The organism is Kitasatospora sp. MY 5-36 (genome assembly GCF_001182915.1).
Classification (GTDB): Bacteria; Actinomycetota; Actinomycetes; order Streptomycetales; family Streptomycetaceae; genus Kitasatospora.
Window position 1 is genome coordinate 1 of the sequence record NZ_LFVW01000845.1, and the last position, 1,712, is coordinate 1,712.

Consider the following 1,712-nt stretch of genomic DNA (forward strand, 5'->3'; position numbering starts at 1 on the left):
CCTGTTCGGCCTGGTGCACCACCGTCGGCAGGCCCAACTGGCGGGCTACGACGACGTGCTGCTGGTCGGCGAGGACGGCCTGGTGGTCGAGGGCGCGACCTGGAACGTCGGCTTCCTGGCCGGGGAGCGGCTGGTCTGGCCGCAGGGCCCGAGCCTGCCCGGGGTGACGGAGGCGCTGCTGTCCGGCGCGTACCGGGGCCCGCAGTCCCGCGAGCCGCTGCCCGCCGACGGGCTGGACCGCTTCACCGCCGCCTTCGCGGTGAACGCGGGGGTCGGGGTGCGCCCGCTGGCGGCCGTGGACGGCACCGCCTTCGACCCCGCGCACCCGGTGCTCGCCGTCCTGCGCGCCGCCTACCTGGGGATTCCCGCCGAAGCGGTGGGGGGATAACCCCACCGCCGTTCCGCCGGTGGCCTGCATGGTTCGCGGAGCCCGTCGTCCCTAGGTTGGAGCACGTTGACGACGAGCGACGCAGAACCGAAGGAAGGCCCACCCATGGCACGCCGCCAAGACCGCCGCAGGACCGACGAGTTCGGGACGGATCAGTACGGCCCCGGCGGCCACGCTGCCGAGGGGTACGGCCCCGACGGATACGGCCGCGAGGGCTACGGCGCCGACGGTCACGGCGGGTACGCCCCGGCCCCGCAGGCGGCCCCCGCGATCGAGCTGCGCGGGGTGCGCCGCACCTACGGCCGCGGCGAGGCGACGGTGCACGCGCTGCGCGGGGTCGACCTGGCGCTCGCCCACGGCAGCTTCACCGCGGTGATGGGCCCGTCCGGCTCCGGCAAGTCCACCTTCCTCCAGTGCGCGGCGGGCCTGGACCGCCCGGACTCCGGGCAGGTCCGGCTCGGCGGCGAGGACATCACCGCGCTGAGCGAGAACCGACTGACCAAGCTGCGCCGCAGCCGGATCGGCTTCGTCTTCCAGGCCTTCAACCTGCTGCCCTCGCTGACCGTCGAGCAGAACGTGCTGCTCCCGCAGCGCCTCGCCGGGGAGCGCCAGGACCGGGCCCGGGCACGGGAGCTGCTGGCCCGGGTGGGCCTGGGCGAGCACGCCAAGCGGCGGCCCGGCCAGCTCTCCGGCGGCCAGCAGCAGCGGGTGGCGATCGCCCGCGCGCTGATCACCCGCCCGGACGTGGTCTTCGCCGACGAGCCGACCGGCGCGCTGGACACCCGCACCGCGCACGAGGTGCTGGCCCTGCTGCGGCAGGCCGTGGACTCGCTCGGCGCGACGGTGGTGATGGTGACCCACGACCCGGTGGCGGCCTCCTTCGCCGACCGGGTGCTGTTCCTGGCCGGCGGCGCGATCGTCGACGACCTGCCGCACCCGAGCCCGCAGACCGTCGCGGACCGGATGGTCGCGCTGACCGCCCGCCCGGTGGGAGCGGCGGCATGACGAACGGACTCGCGCGCTCCTCGGTGCGCTTCCGGCCCGCGTCCTTCGCGGGCACCCTGGTCGCCCTGCTGCTGGGCGCCGCCGTGGTGGTGGCCTGCGGCGTGCTGCTGCAGACCGGTCTGACCGCGAGCCTCAAGCCGGCCCGGTACGCGGACACCCCGGTGGTGGTCGCGGCCGACCAGGCGGTGAAGATCCAGCGGAAGGTCGGCACGGACACCGAGACGACGGAGGAGGCCACCCCGGAGCGGGCCCGGACGGACGCCGCGCTGGCCGGCCGGCTGGCCGCGCTGCCCGGGGTCGCGGCGGCCCGCCCGGACAC

General features: G+C 76.3%; 2 protein-coding genes and 1 pseudogene. All 3 read left to right on the plus strand.

Going from position 1 to position 1,712, the window contains the following annotated elements:
• Positions 1 to 388: aminotransferase class IV (locus tag AE652_RS37065; protein ID WP_049659584.1), on the plus strand; the 388-nt coding region annotated here is incomplete at its 5' end.
• A 105-nt stretch (positions 389 to 493) separates the two neighbouring features.
• Positions 494 to 1,393 (plus strand): ABC transporter ATP-binding protein, encoded by a 900-nt coding sequence (locus tag AE652_RS37070; protein WP_079272403.1) that lies wholly within the window; start codon positions 494 to 496, stop codon positions 1,391 to 1,393.
• A pseudogene (locus AE652_RS37075) lies at positions 1,390 to 1,712 on the plus strand (ABC transporter permease); the annotation flags it as partial. The gene AE652_RS37070 and the pseudogene AE652_RS37075, both read left to right, overlap by 4 nt.

Coding starts and splice junctions, on each gene's coding strand:
- AE652_RS37070 (WP_079272403.1), top strand. CDS start 494: ATGGCACGCCGCCAAGACCGCCGCAGGACCGACGAGTTCGGGACGGAT.